The organism is Ahrensia marina, from assembly GCF_042140245.1.
Lineage (GTDB): Bacteria > Pseudomonadota > Alphaproteobacteria > Rhizobiales > MH13 > MH13.
The window spans coordinates 2,045,160-2,064,371 of record NZ_CP159483.1 but is presented as its reverse complement, the minus strand read 5'-3'; the positions used below and the strand labels follow the sequence as shown (position 1 = coordinate 2,064,371).

Here is a 19,212-nt window from a genome sequence, read left to right as displayed (position 1 = left end):
GGCTAGAGCTGGCGTGCCTCGAACGTATCGCACTGGCCCATATCGCCGCTCTCAAACCCAACGCTGAACCAACGCATGCGCTGTTCGGCTGATCCGTGGGAGAAGCTTTCAGGCACCACATAGCCCTGCGCGCGGCGTTGCATGGTGTCGTCGCCAATCTGGCTGGCGGCGTTAAGCGCCTCATCCAGATCACCACGTTCCAGAAGACCGCGTTCAGCAGCGTCATGGCCCCAGACACCGGCCAAGCAATCGGCTTGCAGTTCAACCCGCACCGACATCGCATTGGCATCCCGCTCTGACATGCGCCGACGGGCCTCATTAAAGCGGCCCAAAATGCCCAACTGATTTTGGATGTGGTGTCCCACTTCGTGAGCGATCACATAAGCTTGCGCAAAGTCACCCGGCGCACCAAAGCGTCGCGACAACTCCGAGAAAAACGACAAGTCAAGAAAAACACCGCGATCAGGCGGGCAGTAAAACGGGCCGCTTGCTGAGCTGGCAAAGCCACAGGCTGATCGAACCTGGCCGGAAAACAACGTCAAGGTTGGCGGCTCATAGCGCATGCCCCGTTCGTCAAACTTCACTGCCCAAACATCTTCGGTGTCACCAAGCACGCGCGAAGCAAAATCGGCCAGTTCATCCCCCTGCCCTGGATTGAACGGCTCACTGGTCTGTTGTTGCGACGGCGCAAACTGTCCGCCACCGCCCGTTCCACCGGTGAGCAAAGTCAGGGGGTTGATGCCCAAAGCCCAAGCGATGATCACCACAACAATAAGGCCACCAATCCCCAGACCTCCGCCGGCCCGCGAGCCGCCACCAGAGGGAATGCGCACCCGACGCCCTGACGGAATGCGCATGCGGGCACCGCCCATACCACTTGGAGAGCGCGAAGCGCGCCGTAAATCGCGCACCTTGGTGCTGCGTCTCATATTTCGCCAACGCATGCTTGAGGGAGTCCTTTGTCACCAGTGTTGGCCGCAAACTGCCAACCCCTTCGATCAAGAGCAAGGCCAAAGCAGTGCCTTGTGACCGCGCCAACAACGAAAAACGCCGCCCTAGGTTACCCTAGAAGCGGCGCTTAAGTGTTGCCTTGCGCGGCAGAGACAGACGGTTACCAGTCAATCCCAACATAACGCATGATCGCATTCCATGAGCACGAGAACGTGGCATGGCGATGCAGATCTGGACGACGCGGTTCAACCATTGAGCGGTGGACAATCATATCCGTCAACATGGCGCATCCTTTCTTATCCGTTGGGCCTCGTGAACCATGAAACATAGTTTCAGAGACCGTAGCTTGACCCGGCGCACTGAGTACGCTTTACACAAGTGTATACGCACTTATTGCACCTCCCACAAGAGGAAAAATGCACTTTTTGCGCGTTTTTGCGCACAAATTGCGACTCATTTGGATTAGGAATGCCTGACAAACACAACAAGAAGCCTGATGATGGCGACGCCAATCCAATGCCTGCCGAAGCTTTTCGTGAGTGGCGCAAACGTCTGGGCCTGAAACAAAAAGACGCCGCCGATCTTTTAGGTCTCAAGAAGCGGATGATTCAGTACTACGAAACCGGAAGTCGCAGCGGCAAACATGTCTCGATACCCAAGTCGATACGCTTAGCGTGCTACGCTTTGGAAGCCGGTGTTGGTGACTATGATGGCCGCAATGTCTTGGGTGAAGCGCCGGTATCCACGGGGTTTCATCGCCTCAGCCCACAACAGCAAGCCGCAGCACTTGCCCTGCATGCCGAGAACGCACCTCGCTTGGGCGAAGCAAGCAGCCAAGCGGCACCCCCGCCCCTACCGAACGACAAAAATGATCGAGACTGAGGTCGGCGCTTAAAACCGATGCAATAAATCGCTTCAATCGCCAGTGCGCACATCTTCCACCCTTCGCCTCCCTTCCCAACGCAACGCTTGGTCTCTATAGAGCCAATTCAGCCCCTTTGATGCGCTTCAGCGCTCGCCGGTCGCACGCAAACCAAAACGTGCGCAGCGATCGCGATGCGCGTCACACCTGACACACGTTCCCCTCTCTGCGAGCTGACCGAACCACCATGCCAAAACGTACCGACATCCAGTCCATCCTCATCATCGGTGCAGGACCGATCATCATCGGCCAGGCGTGCGAGTTTGACTATTCCGGCACACAGGCCTGCAAAGCACTGAAGGCCGAGGGCTACCGGATCATTTTGGTGAACTCCAACCCAGCCACCATCATGACCGACCCCGACCTGGCCGATGCCACCTATGTGGAGCCGATCACACCGGAGGTTGTGGCCAAGATCATCGCCAAGGAACGCCCTGATGCGATCCTGCCGACCATGGGCGGTCAGACAGCGCTGAACTGTGCGCTTTCCTTGCGCAAAATGGGCGTTCTGGAAGAATTTGGTGTGGAGATGATCGGCGCCACGGCAGAAGCCATCGACAAGGCCGAAGACCGCGAGCTGTTCCGCAAAGCTATGATGAAGATCGGCCTGGAAACCGCGCGCGGCGAAACACTCAAAGGCTCGTTGCGCGACAAGCTGGACGCTGATGGCAACCCAATCCTCGATCGGGCAGGCAACCCCATTCGTGAACTGTCGCCCGAAGGCCTCGCCAAGGCGCTCAACTTGCTTGATATGGTAGGCTTGCCCGCTGTTATTCGCCCCTCTTTCACTCTGGGCGGCACCGGCGGCGGCATCGCCTACAACCGCGAAGAGTTTCTGCAAATCGTTGAAGGAGGCATCGATGCGTCACCGACCAACGAGGTGCTGATCGAAGAATCCGTGCTCGGCTGGAAAGAGTTTGAGATGGAGGTTGTCCGCGACAAGGCCGACAACTGCATCATCATCTGCTCCATTGAGAACGTCGACCCGATGGGCGTCCACACCGGCGACTCCATCACCGTCGCACCAGCACTCACGCTCACCGATAAAGAATATCAGATCATGCGAGACGCTTCGCTGGCGGTGCTACGCGAGATCGGCGTGGAAACCGGTGGCTCCAATGTGCAGTTCGCCGTGAACCCTGCCGATGGGCGCATGGTGGTGATTGAGATGAACCCACGCGTGTCGCGCTCCTCTGCGCTCGCGTCCAAAGCCACCGGCTTCCCGATTGCCAAGGTCGCGGCGCGGCTGGCGGTTGGCTACACGCTCGACGAACTCGACAATGACATCACCGGCGGTGCGACACCGGCCGCGTTTGAACCAACCATCGACTATGTCGTCACCAAGATCCCGCGCTTCACGTTTGAGAAGTTCCCAGATGCTGACCCCGTTCTAACCACGTCGATGAAGTCCGTCGGCGAAGTGATGGCGATTGGTCGGACCTTTACCGAGAGCTTGCAGAAAGCCCTGCGCGGGCTGGAAACGGGCCTTTCCGGCCTAGATGATATCGAGATCGAAGGCCTTGGCGGTGACGACGATAAAAACGTCATCCGCGCGGCTATCTCCACACCCACCCCGGACCGGTTGCTGAAGGTCGCGCAGGTGATGCGCGCCGGTGCCACCGATGAGCAGGTGCACGCCGCCTCCAAAATTGATCCTTGGTTCATTGGCCAGATGCGCCAGATCATCGATCTCGAAGCGCGGGTGAAAGCCCATGGCCTGCCCAACAGTGCTGAGTGGATGCGTGAGCTGAAAGCCAACGGATTTTCCGATGCGCGGCTCGGTGCGCTGACTGGACAGAGCGAAGCCGAGGTGAAAGCTCACCGGCTAGAGCTAGATGTGCATCCGGTGTTCAAACGCATCGACACATGCGCGGCCGAATTCGCCTCGCCGACCGCCTACATGTACTCAACCTATGAGAACCCATTTGGTGTTGCGCCCGCCAATGAAGCGCAGCCGTCTGACCGTAAGAAGGTGGTCATTCTGGGCGGTGGACCCAACCGGATCGGTCAGGGCATCGAATTTGACTATTGCTGCTGCCATGCCGCTTTTGCGCTGAAAGATGCAGGCTTTGAGGCGATCATGGTCAATTGCAACCCTGAAACGGTCTCTACCGACTACGACACCTCAGACCGGCTCTATTTCGAGCCATTGACCGCAGAAGATGTACTCGAAATCCTCACCCTTGAACAAAGCAAGGGCACGCTTCACGGCGTGATCGTACAGTTTGGCGGCCAGACACCGCTGAAACTTGCCCACGCACTTCAAGAGGCTGGCATTCCAATCCTCGGCACGTCGCCCGATGCCATTGATCTGGCCGAAGATCGCGACCGTTTCCAGAAGCTCCTGACCCAGCTTAGCCTGAAACAACCGCGCAACGGCATTGCCCGCTCCAATGAAGAGGCCAAGCAGATCACCAATGAGATTGGCTATCCGGTGGTGGTGCGCCCCTCCTACGTCCTCGGTGGCCGGGCTATGGAGATTGTGCGCGATGATGCAAGCCTTGACCGCTACATGCGTGAGGCCGTCGTCGTTTCCGGCGACAGCCCCGTTCTCATTGATGGCTATCTTGCCGATGCGGTGGAAGTGGACGTGGACGCGCTGTGCGACGGCAAAACCGTGACCGTATGCGGCATCATGGAGCATATTGAGGAAGCGGGCATCCACTCCGGCGACAGTGCCTGCGCCCTGCCCGCCCACACGCTTTCCGATGCAATCCTGGACGAGCTGGAAACACAAACCAAAAAGCTGGCTTTGGCGCTCAATGTCGGCGGCCTGATGAACGTGCAATACGCGATCAAAGACGACGTGATCTATGTGCTCGAAGTGAACCCGCGTGCCTCACGCACCGTGCCGTTCGTTGCCAAGACGGTCGGTGCGCCGATTGCAAAAATCGCCTCTCGCGTAATGGCAGGCGAGGCCCTGGAGCCAACACTCACAGCCTATGGCCGGGCACCCAAATCGCGCAACTTGCCGCATATCGCGGTGAAAGAAGCGGTGTTCCCGTTTGCCCGCTTCCCTGGTGTCGATACGGTGCTTGGCCCGGAGATGCGGTCCACGGGCGAGGTGATGGGCATCGACACAAGCTTTGGCTACGCCTTTGCCAAATCGCAGCTGGGCGCCGGATCCAAAGTGCCATTGCTCGGCAATGTGTTCGTCTCACTGCGAGACTCCGACAAACCTAAGGCGCTGGACGCCATCAAACTGCTGCGCGACCTTGGCTTTGATATCCTCGCCACATCCGGCACGCAGCGCTACCTGGCTGACCAGGGCATTGAGACCCAACGCGTCAACAAGGTGCTTGAAGGACGTCCACACATTGTCGATGCCATCAAGAATGGCAATGTGCAGCTGGTCTTCAACACCACCGAAGGCAAGAAAGCGCTTGAAGACTCTCGCTCTCTGCGACAGGCCGCGCTTGTGAACAAGGTGCCCTATTACACTACGCTTGCCGGGGCCAACGCAGCTGCTCAAGCCATTGATGCAGTTTTGTCCGGTGACATTGCGGTCAAACCGTTGCAGGATTATATGTCAGCGCTGGCATAAGCGGCCGCTTATTATCTCCAAGCAGCCAAACATTCATGCGGTGGCGAGCACCCCTCGCCGCGCGCAGTTGTTTTGAAGGATAGGACCCATGGAAAAGGTTCCGATGACCATTGCAGGCCACGAAGCTCTTAAAGAGGAGCTTCAGCGTCGTCAGGCCGAAGAGCGTCCAAAGATCATCGACGCCATTGCCGAAGCGCGCGCCCATGGTGATCTGTCCGAAAACGCTGAGTATCATGCCGCGAAAGAGCAGCAGAGCCTGAATGAAGGCCGCATCAACGAGCTGGAAAGCTATATTGCGCGTGCTGACGTGATTGATCCGGCCAAAATGTCCGGTGACACGGTGAAGTTTTCGGCCAAAGTGCTGGTCGTCGACGAAGAGACCGAGGAAGAGAAAACCTACATCATCGTCGGCGACGTTGAGGCGGACATCAAACAGAACAAGATCTCGCTCTCCTCACCCATCGCCCGTGCGCTAATCAACAAGAAGGTCGGCGACAGCGTGGAAGTCGCTGCCCCCGGTGGCAAGCGCGACTTTGAGATTTTGAAGATCAGCTACGGGTGATCAACCCCGCATAGCATCCACGCAACGCATAGTGTGCGTGGATGCAGTCGACACTCGGGTTGTCCAACAATCGCTGAACCGTCGTGGCTATGGCATCCCCTTCAGCCAGCGCGGCGTCCACCATCATACCCGCGCTATCGAACGCCCGCAGCGAAAGCGGTCGGCGGTGCATGACCGGCGGGATGACATCAGCTTCTTGATAACGGGCGTCCGCACCTTCGCGCACGAAGATGGCATGCGAGGTCTTGTAGGGCGTGTCCTTGTCCATGCTCGAATGGTTCAACAACAGAAGTGTTTCGCCGATATCCGCATCGCGCATCTCCACGCGATCAGGAAAGCCAGGCGATGAATCAGCGGTGTAGCGATAAGCGCCATGCTCTTTCAAAGCAGCATCCGACAGGCCGTAAAGATGGGCAAAGGGTTTCGGGTCAAGACCGGTAACGACAAAGGACATTGTACAGCTCCAGTGAGTTTTTTCACCGGACTAACCTTTGTCTTCAGGACAAACGACCCGATTTGCGACCCCGACCACGGAACACGCCGCCAACGTGGAGGCCGCAACGCTGCCCCTAGCGGCAAGCGAGACCTTGGGATTTTGACGATCAGCTACGGGTGATCAACCGGCATAGCCTGTGCGCAACGCGCCAGCGCTAATCACATCTCCCAGAAGCGCCTCACCCCGTCTGGGAGATCGGAGACAAACACCTCTAGATCGTTTGCATTGATGCGGCGGCGCAGCGCCTGGGTGACCACGTGAATGGCGTTCTCGTCGGAAAAATTGTGATCTCTGCGGATGGAGCGCACTTCTTCGAACAGCTCGGCGCTTGACCCGAAATCGGGGCAGTGTTCATTCGGCGTCCAATCAGCCACGAGAATGGCACGAACGATCGGCGGCAACAGCGCAGCAAAACGCAGCACGTTATGTGCTACCAGCCGACGCCGGAAGACAATCAGCACGGATTGAAGAACCGTGTAAGCCTGATTGCGGGTGGTCAGATTCAAATCATCGCAAAGCTCGATCAGCAGTCGGTCAAACTCTGGGCCAGCCCGTTGATAGGCTTGCGGCATTGGCATTGGATACTCCACCTTCTACGGTACATGTGGTCGAACCAGTGACCTATCAACCGGCGAACCTTCTACACCAAGCGCCGCTGAAGTGGTCTCGTTTCTGGAGTTTGATGATGCAACTGGGTGCCTTTTCCATCAGCCTAGCGGTCAAAGACCTAGCCAAGTCGAAAGCCTTTTACGAGAAGCTCGGCTTCTTAAAGATGGAAGGTGATGAGGAACGGAACTGGCTGGTCCTGAAAAATGGATCGACCGTTATCGGTCTTTTCCAAGGCATGTTTGAAAAGAACATGCTCACTTTCAATCCTGGTTGGGATCAAGGCGCCAACCCGTTGGAAAGCTTCGACGATGTTCGCCAACTTCAAGCGGATTTGAAGGCCAAAAATGTTCATCTTGAATCAGAGGTTGATGAAAAAGGCAGCGGCCCTGGCAGCTTCGTGCTGATCGATCCCGATGGCAACCCGATCCTCGTCGATCAGCATCGCTAGCGCGATCCATTCTCATTCGACGGGCGCGACACCAGCATCTTTAACCCGGCGTAGTGTGAGTGCCGTGCGCACAGAGGCGATGTTGTCAGCCTTGGTCAGTTCATCGATCACAAAAGCCTGGAAGCTGGAAAAGTCTTTGGCCGCGCACTTCAAGATGAAGTCCGCCTCGCCCGAAATGGCATAGCATTCGCGTACCGTTGACCACCCGGCCACCCGCGCCTCAAACGCCACCAGATCACTTTCTGATTGATTGACCAGACCCACCATTGCGTAGGCAACAATGTCAAACCCAAGGGCCTTCTCATCAAGCAAGGCACGGTAACCACGGATCAGCCCAGCCTCTTCCAGAGCACGCACACGACGCAAACAGGGCGGCGCAGAAATGCCCACTCGCCGCGCCAACTCGACATTGGTCATGCGGCCATCGGCCTGCAACTCGGCGAGGATTTGCCAATCGATAGCATCCAAAAGGGCTTTCATCGCTGGCTCACCTCCTCATATGCTGTTTCGCCATAATTTTACCGCAGCGTAACAGTGTTGCGCGGTCTTGATTGACACCTTCATGTGACGCTTTCAAGCAGACGCTATGGCGGAATTTCATGCAGTCCTCCACAGAACGAACGGCAGGCCTTTGCACACACTGATCCTAACCGATGGCAAGATGGGTGATCTGGCCCCATGCCAAGGGGTCGCAGCCGCGCTGGGCGCATCCGTGCAAGAGATCGTGGTCAAGCCAAGCAAGATTGCCGCGATGTTGGGCCGCACAGGCGGTGATCAGGGGTTCCAACAAGCTCTGGCCGACCTAGCCGCCCCACCAAGACTTGTTTTGGCGTCAGGCCGTCGCGCTGTACCCTATTTGAAAGCTGTCAAAAACAAATGGGGCTATGAGACCCTAACGGTGTTCTTGAAAGACCCGCGCACGGGCCCAGGAACCGCCGATCTTATTTGGGTGCCAACACATGACAAACTGCGCGGGCCCAACGTCATCACCACACACACTGGTCCGCACGGACATACAGCGCAGCGAAGAGCCAAAGCAGGCAGTGCCCTGCGCGCCCAGCTCGCGCGCTACCCAAGACCCTGGTTAGGGGTGATGCTCGGCGGGGCCACCAAACATGTTGCCTATGAACAAGCCACGATAGACCGGCTTGTTCACGCTGTCGAAATAGCCGGACAGAAGGCTGGCAGTGTGCTTGTAACGCCCTCACGCCGCACCCCGGCAGAACTTACCCAAGCGTTGGCCAGCACCCATCGTCATCTTTGGCTATGGGACGGCAATCCGTTGGCCGAGACACTCACCAATCCTTATCAAGGCATGCTCGGCGCGTGCGATGCGTTTCTGGTGACGGGCGACAGCCACAATATGGTGTCGGAAGCGCTCAGCGCAGGCAAACACACAATGGTGTTTCGCCCAGCTGGCTTGCCGAAAAAGTTCATCCGTTTCCTTGATGCAATGGATGCGGAAGGGGCCATCACCTCGCCAGGCCAAGCGCAATTCGACCGCGTCCAAGACCCCATCGACGCAACCCCCTTGATCGCGTCGGCCATCACAGAGCAGCTAAAACGGCTCGCCTAGCACCGGAAACCGGGGATAAGCCATCACGAGCCGGTGACCCAAAGCCTGCAAAGCTTGGCAGTCGGTGCAAGCCTGCATATCTTTTGGGCTGAAAAAGCACCGGCATAAACTGAACGCCGCGCCGGGCAACACAACTCTGCTTAAGGCCAACCCCAAGGCAAACCCTATGTCCCAAACACTTCACACCAAAGTGCTCGTCATCGGCTCCGGCCCTGCTGGCTATACGGCCGCCATCTACGCCGCCCGCGCCATGCTGGAACCGATGCTCGTATCCGGCCTGCAAACCGGCGGTCAGCTGACCATCACCACCGATGTTGAGAACTATCCTGGCTTCGCCGACGTCATCCAGGGTCCTTGGCTCATGGAGCAAATGAAAGCCCAAGCTGAGCATGTCGGCACACAGTTCGTGCAAGACATCATCACCGATGTGGACACAACGCAGCGCCCATTCGTCTGCCAAAGCGACAGCGGAAAAGTCTACACCGCCGATTCGATCATCATTGCAACAGGCGCGCAGGCCAAATGGTTGGGCCTGCCGTCGGAACAAACCTTTATGGGCGGCGGCGTCTCAGCGTGCGCCACATGTGATGGATTTTTCTACCGCGACAAGCGCGCCGCCGTTGTTGGTGGTGGCAACACCGCTGTGGAAGAAGCGCTCTATCTGGCGAACCTTTGCAACGAGGTCACGCTGATCCACCGGCGCGATGAGCTGCGGGCAGAGAAAATTCTGCAAGACCGATTGCTCAAGCACCCCAAAATCAACGTGCTGTGGAACAAGCAAGTGGAAGAAATTCGCGGCGAGACAGGCTTCCCAGCCCATGTCACACACCTGCAATTGAAAGACACAGTGACCGGCGAAACCATGGATCACCCAACCGACGGCGTGTTTATCGCCATCGGTCACGCACCTGCCGTCAGCCTGTTTGAAGGCAAGCTGAAGCAGAAAGACAATGGCTATCTCTGGACCGCGCCCGACAGCACAGCCACCAATGTGCCGGGCATCTTCGCTGCCGGTGATGTAACCGACGATATTTATCGTCAGGCCGTGACGGCAGCAGGCCTTGGCTGTATGGCTGCTCTAGAGGCTGAGAAGTATCTGGCCGAGCATGAAAGCCTTCAGCAAGCTGCAGAATAGCCATTAAGCGGGGCCAACAGGGGCACCGCCCCACAATTTGAGCCTCACAAGGAACCGCCTCATGCCCAACTCAGGCCGCATCATCGTCCATGATGACACCGCTGCGGTGATGGATTGGGACAAGCTGCGCATCTTCCACGCCGCCGCTGAAGCCGGGTCCTTCACCCATGCAGGTGACGGGCTGCACATGAGCCAATCCGCCGTGAGCCGTCAGGTCTCGGCATTGGAAGCTGACCTGAATGTGAAGCTCTTTCACCGCCATGCCCGTGGCTTGGTCCTGACCGAACAGGGCGAACTGCTTTACCGCACAGCACACGAAGTTCTTCAAAAGCTGGATCGTGTGCGCACTCGCCTATCGGATTCCAAAAACCAGCCAACCGGCACCCTTCGCGTCACCACCACGGTGGGCCTTGGGTCCACTTGGCTGACTGCACGATTGCAGGAGTTTCGCGACCTCTATCCCGGCATCCAGCTGGAGCTCATCCTCAACGATGATGAGCTTGATCTGTCTATGCGTGAGGCCGATGTCGCGATCCGCCTGCGCAAACCTATTCAACCTGACTTGGTGCAGCGGCGCCTGTTCACAGTGCACTTTCACATCTATGCAGCACCGGAATACATCAAGCGTCACGGGCAGCCAAAATCCATCGCCGAGCTCGATGATCACGTGATCCTGACCTATGGCTATCCGGCTCCGCCCTATCTGCGGAACATCAACTATCTGGAAAATGTCGGCCGCGAGGAAGACGATCCCCGCCGGGCTCAGGTGCGCATCACCAATGTCTACGGTCTGCGCAAAGCATGCCTACGCGGCGTCGGTATCGCCATGTTGCCGGACTACATTGTTGAGGACGATAAGAACCTGGTGCGGATTGAGCTTGAGGGCCAGGACCTGCCCTTCTTCGACACCTACTTTGTCTATCCCGAAGAGATGCGCAATTCGGCCCGCGTGATGGTGTTCCGCGACTTCCTTTTGGCCAACGCTCGCCGCTGGAGCTACTAAACGGCGCTGGCAGCTTTGAGAAAATGACGGCCCACTGATTCGTTAACATTGCCCTGATGGACCAGCTCAGTTCTGTTCCAAACTGCCGTGAACAGTTCCAGAAACGGGTCACCGACCTGCCTACCAAACAGACAGACTACGCATGGCACGTCCAAAGATGCCTTTTTGCCAGGCATTTTTCGACTGTTTTTCAATGACCTATGCGCAATCATGGCGCTTCTGTGAAAGCCATGCACTCAACGCATAACTGACATGCCAGCTTATTCATTGAGATTGGTCAGCAATTGCTTAGATATCTTTCCAACACGGTCATTACGGCGCGTCCCTCCCTGCGCCGACCGCTGTTCCCCTCGAGGCGACGCTCCACCCCTCGGATGCGTCGCCCCTAACTCCAAACGTCGGGCTTGATCACACCTTCCATGGTGACCGGATCGCCCGGCGTTTTTTTGTGCTGACTGGAATGCCCAAACCGCCTCTGCTAAGCGAAGGGCACATCACCGCATTCTCCATCAAGGATATCAGCTTGCCCCACCCCAACCTTGTCGGAACCTGGGAACTGAAACGCTGGTACAATGAAGATGCGTCTGGCCAACGCTTTTTTCCATTTGGCGAGAATGTCTCCGGCTATATCAGCTACTCACCTGATGGGTTTGTGTTCGTGCACATGTCAGTTGCCGACCGTCCCAACTATGCCGACGCCGATCCTTTCACCGGCACGCCCGAAGAACACCAGGCCGCGATGATCTCCCACATCACCTACGCAGGAAAATACACCCAGGACAGCGATGTGGTGACCCATCACGTCACACAGGCTTCCTGCCCCAATTGGGTTGGCAGCAAGCAAGTGCGTCAGGTGGAGCTGGACGGTGATAAACTGGCACTGAGCGCTAGCGGCGCAAGGTTTCAAGGGCACGACGTGACCGCATATGTCGATTGGGTCCGCGCCAAGGCTTGATCGTGCAACAGGTCTGCAATCGGGTCGTGCGAACCGGATCGACCGCCTAGCAAGAGCCTCCCAAAACACATGGAGGCACTATGCAACTCATCGACAAAACGGTCCTAATCACTGGCGCAAGCAGCGGTATCGGAGCAGCTGCGGCACGTCTTTTTGCCGAACACGGCGCCAACCTCGTTCTGGGCGCTCGTCGGCAAGACCTGCTTGATACCCTTGCACAGGACATCACGAGCGATGGCGGGCAGGCCATAGCCATCGCGGGCGATGTCCAGGACGAAAGCTACGCCAAGAAGCTTGTTGATCAGGCGCACAAACATTTTGGCGGACTTGATGCGGCCTTCAACAATGCTGGAATTTTGGGTGAACTCGGCCCGATACCCGACATGACAGCAAAAACCTGGCAAACGGTCATAGACATCAACCTGACGTCAGGCTTTCTGGCCGCCAAGCACCAGATACCAGCCCTCAAGGCCCGTGGAGGCGGATCGCTGGTGTTCACGTCAACCTTTGTTGGCCATACGATCGGTTTGCCGGGCATGGGTGCCTATGCGGCCAGCAAGGCCGGGTTGATTGGTCTTACCCAGGTGTTGGCGGCTGAGCACGGCGCAGATGGTGTGCGTGTCAATGCATTGTTGCCGGGTGGGACAATGACACCGATGGCCGGTGACGATCCGCAAACACATGCCGCCATAGCCCAGTTTCACGCCCTCAAACGAATGGCCGATCCGAAGGAGATCGCTCAGGCCGCACTTTTCCTGATCTCAAGCCAGTCTTCCTTCGTGACCGGCAGTGCCATGCTCGCTGATGGCGGCAACTCCATCAGCAAGGTCTAGCGATCAACGCGAGCAAGTGCCAAGCCCACACCTGAGGCAACAAACAACCCACCGGTGAGTTTGTGGCGCAGCTTGCCCAACTTCAAAACAGTCGGGCGGGCCGACCCGGCAAAGGCCACCCAGAGCAGGTCGCCAATCAGGATCACGGTGAGATAGACCAACGCCGGTACCAGAAGCCCGCCAACGCCATTCTCAACCCGTACAAACTGCGGAATGAACGCCACGTTGAAAAGCAGTGTCTTTGGATTGACGATGGAGAGCATCAGGCCTTGGAAGAACAGTCTTCTCTTTGATGCACTAACCGTTTCTGGAGCCGAGATGGCATCATCGGCCCGCCGCCAACTCATCACACCGAGATAAAGCAAATAGGCAACGCCCGCCCATTTCAGCCAAACGAGAGCTGAAGCTGCGACCGCCAAAAGCGCAGCCAATCCCAGCAACACCAGAGACAACTGCACGGCAATACCGGTCGCCGTGCCAAACACAGTGACAGCGCCCGACCGATAACCATGTGCGAGTGTGTTGGCGATAAAGAGCGCAAGGTTGGGACCGGGGATCGCCACCAAAATGGCGGTTGCCCCGATCAATGCCAGCATTGTTTCCAGTGTCATCAAACCACCCTTTCAGGGCTAGTTTGCGACGCCGCCAAACGCCGTCATATCAACCCAGCCCGTTTCACCATTCTCACCAAACGGGATGAGGCACCAATCAAGCGCTTCATTGCAGGTTTCAATGAAACCACCGCCACCAGGCGCGACGGTTCCAGCAACCTCTGACCCATTGGCCTCAGTGTAAGCCGTCACAGGCGCTTCGGAAAGATTGTAGTAGGGCACGTCAGGCGAGAATGCGCTCTGCCAGTCGACATCTGCAGTCAGTGCTTCGGTTGCTGCGGCTGCCAGATCTTGCGCGGCATCTTGAACGGCATCCACCGCGTTGCCCGTTGTCGTGGCCACGTCATTGGCGACATCTTCAGCGGCTGCCTGACCGGCAGCGGCATCATCGGCAACCGCCTCTTGGGCCGCGTCCGCCGTGTCACTGGCAGCACCAGCAAGATCATTGGCCAAGCGAGACAGGCCCTCGCCCGCATTATTTACCTGCTCAGAAAGCGCGTTCACCGCATCACTTGCAAGCTCGGAGGCAGCCTCATCAAGCGGTTGGCCATTGGTCACATCATTGAGCTGCTCTGCGGCCAGTTCGGTTAGGGCACCGGCGGCATCCTGGACGATGTCAACGGCCTCTTGGGTTGGCGTCAGATCGGTCGGCGGTGCATCGGCAACCTCTTCTTCGGGCGCAGGTACGACCGGCTCAGGTGAATCATATTCGTTCAGCTCTGGTGCTTCTGCTTGATCAGCGTTTTGGTCATCGCAACCGGCAAGGATAAGGGCGGCAAGAAGGGGAAGGACGGCGTAGCGGATACGCATGGATTGGCTCCTAAGGTCAGCAAAAAAGCGCAGGGCCTGCCCCGAGTGTGCTGACTCGCTGACAGGCCCTGTCGTAACGCGAAAGGTTCTACTCTGTTAAGGGCTGCTGCTCTGGAACTGTATCAGGCGCAGAGTTGTTCAGTTGCGCAGGCTCATCTGCACCCGGCGTCTCTGCCGGGTTACAGGCCGCAAGAAAAAACACAGCAAAAACAGACAATAAAGCAAATCGGGGGGTCATAATCTTACATCCATCTGGTTGAAGACGTCACCAGACAGCGTGAGGATTATGCCGAGCATGCGGCAATGGCCCTTATCGAGCCATCACGTCCCGTTACCGTTTGCAAAAGCGTAGGCAGATCACATGTAGAGGCGCGGATCGTCGATCTGACTGTAGAGTTCAGCCACTTCAGGTCCATAGCCATTGTATATCTGGGTCGGCACGCGCTCTTCAGCATCGCCCAACAACCGTTCGGTTGCCTGGCTCCAGCGTGGGTGCGGCACCTCCGGGTTCACATTGGCCCAAAAACCGTACTCATTGGCATTGGCTTCTTCCCAGAAGGTCAGTGGGCGCTGGTCGGTGAAGGTGAAACGCACCAGTGATTTCACACTTTTGAAGCCATATTTCCACGGCACAGCAAGGCGGATCGGCGCACCATACTGTTTGGCAATCGGCTTGCCATAAACACCTGTGGCCATAAAGGCGAGATCATGGTTGGCCTCTTCGATCGTCAGGCCTTCGGTGTAGGGCCAGGAGTACCAGCTCTGACGCTGCCCGGATGCCATATCCGGATCGTTGAAGGTCTCCATGACAACATATTTGGCGCTTGAAAGAGGGCGGGCATAGGCCACCAGATCGCGCATCGGGAATCCAGTCCACGGCACCGTCATCGCCCAAGCTTCTACACAGCGATGGCGATAGACCCGCTCTTCCAAGGTCATGGCACGGATGAGCGTGTCGATATCAACCTGGCGCTCTTCTTCCACCATGCCATCGAAAATCACGGTCCAAGGGCGTGTTTCCAGGCTCTGCGCCGCACGCCAGATACCTTTGTGCGAACCGAACTCATAGAAGTTGTTGTAGGTCGCCGCGTCCATTTCTTCAGTCAGCGGACGCCCGGCATTGGTGTAGCTGGGGTTGGCAAAGGCCGGATAAAGATCGGCTGTGGGGTCGCCTTCGACGGTGAATGGCACTTCGTTGCCACCGCCGTCATTTTCAAACAGGCCAAACAACGCTTGGCTTTCGCGGGTTGTGGCACCCAGCGTGGTTCCAGCAGCACCCAGCGCCAAGGCACCCTTCATCAGCGAACGGCGGCTGAGATAGACGCTCTCGTCCGTTGCGGCTTTTTCGGGCAGTTCCCAGCGTTTCTTTGAGCGGATCAGCATAGCTTTCGCGCACCTTGTCTGTTGGCGTTTGACCACAGATAGGCGCGCCACCCATCACCGTCCACTCACAAGGCCGTTAGGTCACCGCCATATGGCGCTATGGCCAAGGATAATCATAGCCGGGTCAAACCCGGCTATGACGGTCACATCACTTCAGATTGCCGCAGAACCGCTGGATGCGCATGCACGCTTCTTCCAGCGCCTCATCAGAGGTCGCGTAGGAAATGCGGAAGTTTGGTCCAAGCCCAAACGCCGAGCCTTGCACCACGGCCACGCCTTCGGTTTCCAAAAGCTCGGTGACGAAATCCTCGTCGCTCTCCAACACTTTGCCCGAGGGTGCCGTCTTGCCCATCGTCCCGGCGCACGACGGATAGACGTAAAACGCCCCCTCCGGCGTCGGACAACTGATACCGACAGCCTGATTGAGCATGGAGACCACAAGGTCACGACGACGCTTGAAGATCGCGTTGTTGGGTTCAATGAAATCTTGCGTGCCTGTCAGCGCCTCGACGGCTGCCCATTGCGAAACAGACGATGGGTTGGACGTCGACTGCGACTGAATTTTCGCCATCGCCTTGATGAGGTGTGCTGGACCACCGGCGTACCCGATCCGCCAGCCCGTCATGGCATACGCTTTGGATACACCGTTGACGGTCAGCGTGCGCTCATAGAGTTGCGGCTCCACTTGAGCAGGCGTTGCAAACTGAAAATCATCATAGACCAGATGCTCATACATATCGTCGGTCATGATCCAGACGTGCGGATGCCTCACCAGCACATCGGTCAGTGCCTTCAGTTCGGCTTGCGAGTAAGCAGCGCCTGACGGGTTGGACGGCGAGTTGAAGATCAGCCATTTGGTCTTTGGCGTGATCGCAGCATCCAGCGCCTCGGCAGTCAGCTTAAAGCTGGTTTCCATCGACGTTTCGACAAAAGTCGGTGTACCACCAGCCAGCAGCACCATATCGGGATAGCTCACCCAATAGGGCGTTGGGATCAGCACCTCATCGCCCTCATTGAGCGTTGCGACCAACGCGTTGTAGAGCACCTGCTTGCCGCCTGTGCCGACCGTGATCTGGCTTGCATCATAGTCCAGGCCATTGTCGCGTTTGAACTTGGCGCTGATTGCAGCTTTCAGCTCGGGAATACCGTCAACGGCAGTGTATTTCGTCTTGCCATCATTGATCGCGGCAACCGCCGCTTGCTTGATGTTGTCAGGGGTGTCGAAATCCGGTTCCCCTGCCCCCAGACCGATCACATCGAGACCGGCGGCTTTCAGCTCACGCGCCTTGTTGGTCACCGCGATGGTGGCAGAAGGCTTGATGCGGGCAAGCGAGTCGGCGAGGAAAGCCATGGGAGTGTGATCCTTCAATACGAGTTAAAACGTGAGGTCGGAAACGTAGCAAAACTCCTAGACCTGCCAGCATCCCCGTGCAAGCAGGCGAAGTGCCAACACCACAACAACAGGCGTCAGCACTTGGACTACGTGTGGGCGCCAACTTTATTCCACGTGACGTTCTGGCAGGGTGAATTGGGCCGGTTAGCGGTTAGAGTGGCCAGATGAATGAGAGTAAAGCACCCCATATCCTCGTGCTCGGAGCGTACGGGCTGATTGGTTCAGGTGTCTGCCACCATTTGCTGGCGCTTGGTCACACAGTCACCGGTCTTGGGCGCAGCGAAGCGACGGCCCAACGCGTGCTGCCTCATATGCCTTGGCGCATCCGTGATCTTCGGGCACTGCAAACAAGCGAGGCTTGGCAACCGCTGCTCGCAGATGTCGACATCGTGATCAATTGCGCGGGTACTTTGCAAAGTGGTGCCAATAACGACACCGACCACGTCCAGCACCGCGCCATCGCCGCAATGGCCAAGGCGTGCGAGACGACCGAGACCAAGATCATCCAGATTTCAGCGGTTGGCGCACAGGACGACGCGTCAACGGCATTCATGCGCACCAAAGCCGCTGGTGATAAGGCCGTGCGGGCGACCAAAACAGACAGCTGGATCCTACGGCCTGGACTCGTGCTCGCACCTCATGCCTATGGCGGTACCGCGCTGATACGCATGTTGGCGGCGGTGCCCCTTGTTCAACCGCTCGCTCTTGCCGAGAGCCCTATCCAATCCGTTGCTTTGGCGGACGTTTGTAGGGCCGTTGCGCTTTGCATCGCAGGAGAAATTCCGCCCGGGACAGAGGCTGATCTGGTCGAGCAAAAATCGCACACGCTGGCGCAGATCATTTCCGCGCACCGCGCCTGGCTTGGTTTCCAACCTGCCCGCTGGACTTGGACCGCACCCAGATGGTTGGTCACCGCAACATCCAAGGCAGCCGATGGTCTCGGCCGGCTGGGCTGGCGCTCGGCGTTGCGCTCCACAGCAATTGTCGTTTTGCGCGACGGCGTGCGTGGCAATAGCGATCAATGGGTCGCCGCTGGTAGCCAAGAGCTCATGGGTTTGCAAGCCACGTTGCAGTCTATGCCCGCCACCAGCGAGCATCGTCTTGCCGCACGCATGGCATTGCTCTTCCCAATCATCATCGCGACCCTTTTTGTGTTTTGGCTGAGTGCCGGAGCGATTGGTTTGCTCCAGTTGGACAAAGCGGGCTTGGTACTGGAGAACGCCGGTTGGTCTGCACGGATGGCGCAAGCCAGCGTCATCTTTTGGTCGCTTGTCGATATCGCGCTGGCCTTTGGCATATTAATCAGGCGCTTTGCCAAACAAATCTGCTGGCTCATGGTGGCCGTCAGCCTGTTCTATCTGCTCGCCTCCACCTTTGTCGTACTGCATCTCTGGCTCGACCCTTTGGGCCCATTGTTCAAAGTGCTGCCAGCGATTGTATTGGCACTGGTTGCGCGCGTGCTGCTGGAGACACGATGATGCTCGATGATGTCTTCTGGGAGCTCGCACTACGCTGGGCACACGTCATCGGTGCAACAGTTCTGCTTGGCACGGGTGCAGGCATCGCTTTTTTCATGGTGATGGCTCATCGCACCGGCGATCCCAGACTCATCGCGCACACGGCCGGTATCGTTGTGATTGCCGATACGCTTTTCACCGCGACTGCCGCCATTGCCCAGCCCATCACCGGTCTCTTGCTGGCCAGCGTGGTGGGCTGGTCGCTGTCTGAAGACTGGATCGTGCTGTCACTGTTGCTTTACGTGTTCGTTGGGCTGTTTTGGTTACCCGTGGTGTGGATACAAATTCAGCTGCGCGATATGGCCCAAAAATCTGTCGCCAACGAAACTGCCCTACCACCCCGCTATTACAGGCTCTATCGCATTTGGTTTGCTTGCGGTTTTCCCGCCTTTTTTGCTGTGTTGCTTATCATCGCGCTGATGCTGTATCGCCCTGCGATTAATCTCCCCTTCTGACGGTCGGTC

The 19,212-nt window shown here is 57.5% G+C and carries 19 protein-coding genes; 11 read left to right on the top strand and 8 right to left on the bottom strand.

The window, feature by feature from the left end; genetic code table 11:
- Window positions 1-2: 2 nt before the first annotated feature.
- A complete protein-coding gene (locus ABWH92_RS10155) occupies window positions 3-944 on the bottom strand; it encodes a neutral zinc metallopeptidase (protein ID WP_375567997.1) in 942 nt (313 codons plus the stop codon).
- Window positions 945-1,419: 475 nt separating this feature from the next.
- Between ABWH92_RS10155 and ABWH92_RS10150 the strand changes: the two genes are divergently transcribed.
- From ABWH92_RS10150 to greA, 3 genes are all read left to right on the top strand, one after another.
- The gene (locus tag ABWH92_RS10150; RefSeq protein WP_375567995.1) at window positions 1,420-1,833 is read left to right on the top strand and encodes a helix-turn-helix domain-containing protein; all 414 of its coding nucleotides are present in this window, start codon (window positions 1,420-1,422) and stop codon (window positions 1,831-1,833) included.
- A 227-nt stretch (window positions 1,834-2,060) separates the two neighbouring features.
- The gene (gene carB / locus ABWH92_RS10145; protein WP_375567993.1) at window positions 2,061-5,417 is read left to right on the top strand and encodes a carbamoyl-phosphate synthase large subunit; all 3,357 of its coding nucleotides are present in this window, start codon (window positions 2,061-2,063) and stop codon (window positions 5,415-5,417) included.
- An 88-nt stretch (window positions 5,418-5,505) separates the two neighbouring features.
- Complete coding sequence (gene greA, locus ABWH92_RS10140; protein ID WP_375567991.1) at window positions 5,506-5,979, top strand: transcription elongation factor GreA; 474 nt, start codon at window positions 5,506-5,508, stop codon at window positions 5,977-5,979.
- On the opposite strand, the gene ABWH92_RS10135 is transcribed toward greA, so the two are convergent.
- A complete protein-coding gene (locus ABWH92_RS10135) occupies window positions 5,966-6,433 on the bottom strand; it encodes a DUF1203 domain-containing protein (RefSeq protein ID WP_375567989.1) in 468 nt (155 codons plus the stop codon). The genes greA and ABWH92_RS10135 overlap by 14 nt on opposite strands.
- A 200-nt stretch (window positions 6,434-6,633) precedes the next feature.
- The gene (locus ABWH92_RS10130; protein WP_375567987.1) at window positions 6,634-7,053 is read right to left on the bottom strand and encodes a DUF2267 domain-containing protein; all 420 of its coding nucleotides are present in this window, start codon (window positions 7,051-7,053) and stop codon (window positions 6,634-6,636) included.
- Between the two features lie 104 nt (window positions 7,054-7,157).
- Here ABWH92_RS10130 and ABWH92_RS10125 point away from each other — a divergent pair, with 104 nt between their 5' ends.
- Window positions 7,158-7,532 (top strand): VOC family protein, encoded by a 375-nt coding sequence (locus ABWH92_RS10125; protein WP_375567985.1) that lies wholly within the window; start codon window positions 7,158-7,160, stop codon window positions 7,530-7,532.
- A gap of 12 nt (window positions 7,533-7,544) precedes the next feature.
- Here ABWH92_RS10125 and ABWH92_RS10120 read toward each other — a convergent pair whose 3' ends face one another.
- A complete protein-coding gene (locus ABWH92_RS10120; protein ID WP_375567984.1) occupies window positions 7,545-8,012 on the bottom strand; it encodes an Lrp/AsnC family transcriptional regulator in 468 nt (155 codons plus the stop codon).
- A 106-nt stretch (window positions 8,013-8,118) separates the two neighbouring features.
- Between ABWH92_RS10120 and ABWH92_RS10115 the strand changes: the two genes are divergently transcribed.
- From ABWH92_RS10115 to ABWH92_RS10095, 5 genes are all read left to right on the top strand, one after another.
- Window positions 8,119-9,108: a mitochondrial fission ELM1 family protein gene (locus tag ABWH92_RS10115; RefSeq protein WP_375567982.1), complete on the top strand. Its 990-nt coding sequence runs from the start codon at window positions 8,119-8,121 to the stop codon at window positions 9,106-9,108.
- 166 nt (window positions 9,109-9,274) lie between these two features.
- Window positions 9,275-10,243, top strand: coding sequence for a thioredoxin-disulfide reductase (gene trxB, locus ABWH92_RS10110; protein ID WP_375567981.1), 969 nt, complete (start codon window positions 9,275-9,277; stop codon window positions 10,241-10,243).
- A gap of 109 nt (window positions 10,244-10,352) precedes the next feature.
- Window positions 10,353-11,246: a LysR family transcriptional regulator gene (locus tag ABWH92_RS10105; protein WP_375574231.1), complete on the top strand. Its 894-nt coding sequence runs from the start codon at window positions 10,353-10,355 to the stop codon at window positions 11,244-11,246.
- Between the two features lie 460 nt (window positions 11,247-11,706).
- Entirely contained in the window at window positions 11,707-12,201 is a 495-nt protein-coding gene (locus tag ABWH92_RS10100) for a lipocalin-like domain-containing protein (RefSeq protein WP_375567979.1), read from the top strand.
- An 80-nt stretch (window positions 12,202-12,281) separates the two neighbouring features.
- Complete coding sequence (locus ABWH92_RS10095) at window positions 12,282-13,034, top strand: SDR family oxidoreductase (RefSeq protein ID WP_375567977.1); 753 nt, start codon at window positions 12,282-12,284, stop codon at window positions 13,032-13,034.
- Here the strand turns inward: ABWH92_RS10095 and ABWH92_RS10090 are convergent.
- The 4 genes from ABWH92_RS10090 to ABWH92_RS10075 form a co-directional block, all read right to left on the bottom strand.
- Window positions 13,031-13,645 carry a LysE family translocator gene (locus ABWH92_RS10090; protein WP_375567975.1) on the bottom strand — a complete coding sequence of 205 codons (615 nt, stop codon included), beginning with the start codon at window positions 13,643-13,645 and terminating at the stop codon, window positions 13,031-13,033. The two genes, ABWH92_RS10095 and ABWH92_RS10090, sit on opposite strands and share 4 nt — an antisense overlap.
- An 18-nt stretch (window positions 13,646-13,663) precedes the next feature.
- Entirely contained in the window at window positions 13,664-14,455 is a 792-nt protein-coding gene (locus tag ABWH92_RS10085) for a hypothetical protein (RefSeq protein WP_375567973.1), read from the bottom strand.
- Window positions 14,456-14,812: 357 nt separating this feature from the next.
- Window positions 14,813-15,838, bottom strand: coding sequence for a protein-methionine-sulfoxide reductase catalytic subunit MsrP (gene msrP / locus ABWH92_RS10080; RefSeq protein WP_375567971.1), 1,026 nt, complete (start codon window positions 15,836-15,838; stop codon window positions 14,813-14,815).
- Between the two features lie 148 nt (window positions 15,839-15,986).
- Entirely contained in the window at window positions 15,987-17,189 is a 1,203-nt protein-coding gene (locus tag ABWH92_RS10075) for a pyridoxal phosphate-dependent aminotransferase (protein WP_375567970.1), read from the bottom strand.
- 206 nt (window positions 17,190-17,395) lie between these two features.
- Here ABWH92_RS10075 and ABWH92_RS10070 point away from each other — a divergent pair, with 206 nt between their 5' ends.
- Complete coding sequence (locus tag ABWH92_RS10070; RefSeq protein ID WP_375567969.1) at window positions 17,396-18,709, top strand: SDR family oxidoreductase; 1,314 nt, start codon at window positions 17,396-17,398, stop codon at window positions 18,707-18,709.
- Window positions 18,709-19,203, top strand: coding sequence for a DUF2269 family protein (locus tag ABWH92_RS10065; RefSeq protein WP_375574230.1), 495 nt, complete (start codon window positions 18,709-18,711; stop codon window positions 19,201-19,203). The genes ABWH92_RS10070 and ABWH92_RS10065 overlap by 1 nt, the downstream gene beginning before the upstream one ends.
- Window positions 19,204-19,212: the final 9 nt, after the last annotated feature.

Coding starts and splice junctions, on each gene's coding strand:
- ABWH92_RS10125 (WP_375567985.1), top strand. CDS start 7,158: ATGATGCAACTGGGTGCCTTTTCCATCAGCCTAGCGGTCAAAGACCTA.
- ABWH92_RS10065 (WP_375574230.1), top strand. CDS start 18,709: ATGCTCGATGATGTCTTCTGGGAGCTCGCACTACGCTGGGCACACGTC.
- ABWH92_RS10150 (WP_375567995.1), top strand. CDS start 1,420: ATGCCTGACAAACACAACAAGAAGCCTGATGATGGCGACGCCAATCCA.
- ABWH92_RS10115 (WP_375567982.1), top strand. CDS start 8,119: ATGGCGGAATTTCATGCAGTCCTCCACAGAACGAACGGCAGGCCTTTG.
- ABWH92_RS10130 (WP_375567987.1), bottom strand. CDS start 7,053: ATGCCAATGCCGCAAGCCTATCAACGGGCTGGCCCAGAGTTTGACCGA.
- ABWH92_RS10070 (WP_375567969.1), top strand. CDS start 17,396: ATGAATGAGAGTAAAGCACCCCATATCCTCGTGCTCGGAGCGTACGGG.
- ABWH92_RS10075 (WP_375567970.1), bottom strand. CDS start 17,189: ATGGCTTTCCTCGCCGACTCGCTTGCCCGCATCAAGCCTTCTGCCACC.
- ABWH92_RS10100 (WP_375567979.1), top strand. CDS start 11,707: ATGCCCAAACCGCCTCTGCTAAGCGAAGGGCACATCACCGCATTCTCC.
- ABWH92_RS10085 (WP_375567973.1), bottom strand. CDS start 14,455: ATGCGTATCCGCTACGCCGTCCTTCCCCTTCTTGCCGCCCTTATCCTT.
- ABWH92_RS10105 (WP_375574231.1), top strand. CDS start 10,353: ATGGATTGGGACAAGCTGCGCATCTTCCACGCCGCCGCTGAAGCCGGG.
- ABWH92_RS10155 (WP_375567997.1), bottom strand. CDS start 944: ATGCGTTGGCGAAATATGAGACGCAGCACCAAGGTGCGCGATTTACGG.
- trxB (WP_375567981.1), top strand. CDS start 9,275: ATGTCCCAAACACTTCACACCAAAGTGCTCGTCATCGGCTCCGGCCCT.
- msrP (WP_375567971.1), bottom strand. CDS start 15,838: ATGCTGATCCGCTCAAAGAAACGCTGGGAACTGCCCGAAAAAGCCGCA.
- ABWH92_RS10135 (WP_375567989.1), bottom strand. CDS start 6,433: ATGTCCTTTGTCGTTACCGGTCTTGACCCGAAACCCTTTGCCCATCTT.
- ABWH92_RS10090 (WP_375567975.1), bottom strand. CDS start 13,645: ATGACACTGGAAACAATGCTGGCATTGATCGGGGCAACCGCCATTTTG.
- carB (WP_375567993.1), top strand. CDS start 2,061: ATGCCAAAACGTACCGACATCCAGTCCATCCTCATCATCGGTGCAGGA.
- ABWH92_RS10095 (WP_375567977.1), top strand. CDS start 12,282: ATGCAACTCATCGACAAAACGGTCCTAATCACTGGCGCAAGCAGCGGT.
- ABWH92_RS10120 (WP_375567984.1), bottom strand. CDS start 8,012: ATGAAAGCCCTTTTGGATGCTATCGATTGGCAAATCCTCGCCGAGTTG.
- greA (WP_375567991.1), top strand. CDS start 5,506: ATGGAAAAGGTTCCGATGACCATTGCAGGCCACGAAGCTCTTAAAGAG.